5 protein-coding genes, 1 tRNA gene and 1 pseudogene are annotated in these 4393 nt (G+C 71.5%); 2 read left to right on the top strand and 5 right to left on the bottom strand.

The features are described from left to right. Positions 1-224 precede the first annotated feature (224 nt). Together F9K34_RS17300 and F9K34_RS17295 are read left to right on the top strand one after the other, a co-directional pair. Positions 225-302, top strand: a tRNA-Pro gene (locus F9K34_RS17300). A 57-nt stretch (positions 303-359) separates the two neighbouring features. Then, positions 360-1436 carry a 2'-deoxycytidine 5'-triphosphate deaminase gene (locus F9K34_RS17295; RefSeq protein WP_291338357.1) on the top strand — a complete coding sequence of 359 codons (1077 nt, stop codon included), beginning with the start codon at positions 360-362 and terminating at the stop codon, positions 1434-1436. 49 nt (positions 1437-1485) lie between these two features. On the opposite strand, the gene F9K34_RS17290 is transcribed toward F9K34_RS17295, so the two are convergent. The 5 genes and pseudogenes from F9K34_RS17290 to F9K34_RS17270 all read right to left on the bottom strand — a co-directional run. Then, entirely contained in the window at positions 1486-1692 is a 207-nt protein-coding gene (locus F9K34_RS17290) for a hypothetical protein (RefSeq protein WP_291338356.1), read from the bottom strand. A 5-nt stretch (positions 1693-1697) separates the two neighbouring features. Beyond that, on the bottom strand, positions 1698-2294 hold the full coding sequence (scpB, locus tag F9K34_RS17285) for an SMC-Scp complex subunit ScpB (RefSeq protein WP_291338359.1): 597 nt from the start codon (positions 2292-2294) through the stop codon (positions 1698-1700). Between the two features lie 44 nt (positions 2295-2338). Continuing rightward, entirely contained in the window at positions 2339-3127 is a 789-nt protein-coding gene (locus F9K34_RS17280) for a segregation and condensation protein A (RefSeq protein ID WP_291338358.1), read from the bottom strand. Between the two features lie 153 nt (positions 3128-3280). After that, positions 3281-4108: pseudogene (locus F9K34_RS17275) on the bottom strand (glycoside hydrolase family 3 N-terminal domain-containing protein); the annotation flags it as partial. Beyond that, the coding region (locus tag F9K34_RS17270) for an SPOR domain-containing protein (RefSeq protein ID WP_291338355.1) at positions 4108-4393 on the bottom strand (286 nt) is incomplete at its 5' end. The pseudogene F9K34_RS17275 and the gene F9K34_RS17270, both read right to left, overlap by 1 nt.

The following is a 4393-nucleotide window of genomic DNA, read 5'->3' as shown; positions in this document are numbered from 1 at the left end:
CCCCCCCGCCGCGGCGATGCTGCGCGCCATGGACGCGCTGCGCGCGCGCGACAACAAGTCCGAACTGCGGGTCGTCTACACCCGCCTGACGACGCTGCGACAGCGGCTGGCGGAGCGGAACAGGCCGGCGTCGGGCTGACCTTCCGCATGCCCGTTCGCCTCGGTCGCATCCTGCGTTTTGGCGCTTGCCCCCGCCCCGCCAATCATCCTATACCCCGCTGCGTCGGGCCGTGGCGCAGCCTGGTTAGCGCGTCCGTCTGGGGGGCGGAAGGTCGCGAGTTCGAATCTCGCCGGCCCGACCAAATCCGAAACGCCCACCCCCATCTCGGGGTGGGCGTTCGCTTATGGGGGGACGAGCGATGAGCGGAACCGGCGTGCTGGCCGACCGGGCGATCCGCGGCATGATCGCCGGCGGCGCGATCGCGGCCGATCCGCCCGTGACGGACGCGCAGGTGCAGCCCGCGAGCCTCGACCTGAGGCTCGGCGCGGTGGCCTACCGGGTGCGCGCCTCCTTCCTCGCCGGCAAGGGCCGGCGCGTCGCAGACCGCATCGCCGAGTTCGAGATGCACCGGATCGACCTTGCCGGGGGCGCGGTGCTGGAAAAGGGCTGCGTCTATGTCGTGCCGCTCATGGAGCGCCTCGCGCTGCCCGCGGGCGTCACGGCGGTGGCCAACGCGAAAAGCTCGACCGGACGGCTCGACCTGCTCACCCGCACGATCACCGATGGCGGCGTGGAGTTCGACCGGATCGGCGAGGGCTACGAAGGCCCGCTCTACGCCGAGATATGCCCCCGCTCCTTCTCCGTCCTGGTCCGGGCCGGGATGCGGTTGAACCAGATCCGCTTCCGGCGGGGCCACGCCGCGCTCGACGACGCGGCGCTTCACGCCCTCCACGCCGAGGTGCCGCTCGTCTCCGGCCCGGCGCTGATCGACGACGGGCTCGGCTTTTCCGTCGATCTGCGGCCGGCGACGGGCGACCTCGTCGGCTACCGCGCCAAGCCGCACACGGGGCTGATCGACCTCGACCGGATCGGCCACTACGCGCCCGCCGACTTCTGGGAGGAGGTGCGCACGCGCGAGGGTCGGATCATCCTCGACCCCGGCGCCTTCTACATCCTCGTCTCCCGCGAGGCGGTGACGATCCCGCCCGACCACGCGGCCGAGATGGCGCCCTACCTGGCCATGGTGGGCGAATTCCGGGTGCATTACGCGGGCTTCTTCGACCCCGGCTTCGGCTGGTCGGGCGCGGCCGGCGCGGGCTCGCGCGGGGTGCTCGAGGTGCGCTGCCACGAGGCGCCCTTCGTCCTCGAACACGGCCAGGTCGTCGGCCGGCTCATCTACGAACGCATGGCCGAGCGGCCGGAACGGCTCTACGGCGCGGGGCTCGCGTCGAACTACCAGGGCCAGGGGCTGAAGCTCTCGAAGCATTTCCGCTGAGCCGGCCGCGAGCGTCTTGCCCAACGGGCGGCCCGGTATCCCGCCGGCCTCAGCGCCCGAGCCGCCGGGCAATCTTCGCGGCCTGACGGGCGCGCTTCACCATGGCGCGCGTATCCGCACCCTGCGCGGCCGCGCCCTGTCCGCGCGGCACGGGCGGCCTTCGTCCGTTCCGCCGCAGGCCGAAGTTGATCCCGCCGTTGACGAGGCGCCGGATCACCGTGTTCACGATCAGGTTCAGCAGCCGGTCGAACGTCATCGCCCTCAGTCCTCGAAAAGCTCGCTCTGCCCTTCCAGCGCCTCGCCCTCCTCCTCGGCGGGAAGCGCGCCGCCGGGCATCGGCCGGTTGTCGAGAAGGCCCGCCGCGCGGAGTTCCTTCAGCCCCGGCAGGTCGCGCGCGGATTCCAACCCGAAGTGGTCGAGGAACCCTTGCGTCACCACATAGGTCACCGGCCGGCCCGGCGTCATCCGGCGGCGGCCGAAGCGGATCCACTCCAGTTCCAGAAGCTGGTCCACCGTCCCCCGGCTGACCGCCACGCCGCGGATCTCCTCGATCTCGGCCCGGGTGCAGGGTTGGTGGTAGGCGATGATCGCCAGCGTCTCGATCGCCGCGCGGGAAAGCTTCCGCGTCTCGACCGTTTCCTTCTGCATCAGGAATCCGAGGTCCGGGGCCGTGCGCAGCGCCCAGGCGTCGCCGACACGGACGACATGGACGCCCCGGCCCTCGTAGCGCTTCCGCAGGTGCACCAGCGCCTCGGCCGGGTCGCTGCCGTGCGGCATCCGCGCCTCGAGTTCGGCCACCGTCACCGGATCGGCGGAGGCGAAGAGGATCGCCTCGACCATCCGCTCCTGCTCGGCCATGGGCGGCGCCTCGAAGAGGCTCTTCTCACGCGCGGTCGTCTCGGTCACTGGGTCTTCCGCCTTATGGCGATGGGAGCGAAGGTCTCGGCCTGTCTCAACTCGATCTGGCCCTGCTTGGCAAGTTCCAGCGATGCGGCAAAGGTCGCGGCCGTGGCCGAGCGGCGGCGTCCGGGATCGGCGGTCCAGCCCTCGGGGAGATAGGCGGACAGGTCCGTCCAGTCGCCGGCATAGCCGATCAGCCCCCGCATCCGGTCGAGCGCCTGTTCCATCGTGAACACATGGTCGCGGTCCATCGCATAGGGGCGGAACTCGTCGCGGGTGCGGATGCGGGCATAGGCCTGCATCAGGTCGAGAAGCGTGGCGGAATAGCTGATCCGCCGTAGCCGCATGATATCCTCGGGCAGGCCCCGCACGAAGAAGTCGCGCCCCTTCTGGTCGCGTGCCATGAGCCGCGCGGCGGCCTCGCGCATGGCCTGGAGCCGTTCGAGCTGGAAGGCGAGATGGGCCGCCAGTTCCTCGCCCGAGGGACCTTCCTCGGTCGGGTCGGGCGGCAGCAGAAGCCGCGACTTGAGATAGGCGAGCCAAGCCGCCATCACCAGGTAGTCTGCCGCAAGTTCGATCCGCAAGACCTTGGCCTTGTTCACGAATTGCAGGTATTGCTCGGCAAGCTGGAGAACCGAGACGCGGCGCAGGTCGACCTTCTGGGTGCGCGACAGCATCAGCAGGAGGTCGAGCGGCCCCTCGAACCCGTCGACATCGACGATGAGCGCCTCGGCCGCGAGGCGTTCGGTCACGCTGACCGCGTCCTCCTGAAAGTCGCCCGCATCAGACATCGGCAAAGCTTCCCGCCAGCGCCTCAAACTCGGCCGCGAGCCGGTCGCTGTCAATGGCGTCGGGCGCGCGGAGGCGGCCGCCGGCGAGAGACGCCCGGCGGCGGCCACGACCGCCTCCATTTCGGCCAGGCGTCCGTTGCAGTGAAGCGCGACGTCGCACCCCGCCGCGATGGCGCCCGCGGCCCGCTCGGCAAGCGTGCCGGAAAGTGCCTCCATCGAGAGATCGTCGGTCAGGAGGAGCCCGGCGAAGCCGATCCTTTCGCGGATCATGCCGATCACCGACGGCGAAAGCGTTGCCGGGCGGTCCGGGTCGACGGCGTCGAAGACGACGTGGCCGGTCATCGCGACCGGCAGGTCGGCCAGCGCGCGGAAGGGCGCGAAGTCGGTCGCCTCCAGCGTGGCCGCGTGGGCGGTGGTGCGCGGCAGGTGGAGGTGGCTGTCTACCACCGCGCGGCCATGGCCCGGGATGTGCTTGATCACGGGCAGGACGCCGCCGGCGAGCAGCCCCTCGGCTGCGGCGCGCGCGGCCGCGGCGACGCCGGCAGGGTCGGTCCCGAGGCAGCGGTTGCGCAGGAAGGGATGGGTGTCAGGCCCGGCGAGATCGGCGGAGGGGGCGCAGTCGGCGTCGATCCCCACCGCGCGCAATTCCCCGGCGATCAGCCGGTACCGCAGCCAGAGGGCCCGCGCCCGCGCGTCCGGCGAAAGCCGCGCGACCTCGTCGAGGGGCGGACGCCATTCGCGCCAGTAGGGCGCGCGCAGGCGCTGTACCCGGCCCCCTTCCTGATCGACGAAGACCGGCGCATCGCGGCCGACGGCCGCGCGCAGCTCCCCTGTCAGGCGCCGGAGCTGGTCCGGCGTCTCGACGTTGCGGGCGAAAAGGATGAAGCCCAGGGGATCGGCGGCGCGGAAGAAGGCGGCTTCCCCCGCGGTCAGACTAAGACCCTCGCAGCCAAGGATCGCGGCCGCGGCGGCAGGGGTCATCAGCGCACCGCCGTCGGCACGCACTCCGCGCCCTCGGCCTTGAACGCGGCGCAGAAGCGGCGGGCTTCCTCCAGGTCGTCGAAGCCCTCGACCCGCAGCCGGTAGAAGGTCTCGCCGCCGCTGACGGCGGGTTCGATCACCCGCCGCTTGCCGTCCATCAGTGCACCGAACCGGGCCGCCGTCTTGTCCCACTCCAGCCGAGCCTGCGCCTCGTCCGGATAGGCGCCGATCTGGACGAGCCGGGTGCCCTCGACCAGGGTGCTCGCCGTCACGTCGAGCGGCACC

Origin of the sequence: Albidovulum sp., from assembly GCF_008933605.1 — a bacterium.
Taxonomy (GTDB): Bacteria; Pseudomonadota; Alphaproteobacteria; order Rhodobacterales; family Rhodobacteraceae; genus Albidovulum.
The sequence above is the reverse complement of the archived record's forward strand: the minus strand, read 5'-3'. Positions and strand labels throughout refer to the sequence as shown.

Excerpts from the sequence above, each read along its gene's own strand:
- scpB (WP_291338359.1), bottom strand. The coding sequence starts at position 2,294 with ATGGCCGAGCAGGAGCGGATGGTCGAGGCGATCCTCTTCGCCTCCGCC.
- F9K34_RS17295 (WP_291338357.1), top strand. The coding sequence starts at position 360 with ATGAGCGGAACCGGCGTGCTGGCCGACCGGGCGATCCGCGGCATGATC.
- F9K34_RS17290 (WP_291338356.1), bottom strand. The coding sequence starts at position 1,692 with ATGACGTTCGACCGGCTGCTGAACCTGATCGTGAACACGGTGATCCGG.
- F9K34_RS17280 (WP_291338358.1), bottom strand. The coding sequence starts at position 3,127 with ATGTCTGATGCGGGCGACTTTCAGGAGGACGCGGTCAGCGTGACCGAA.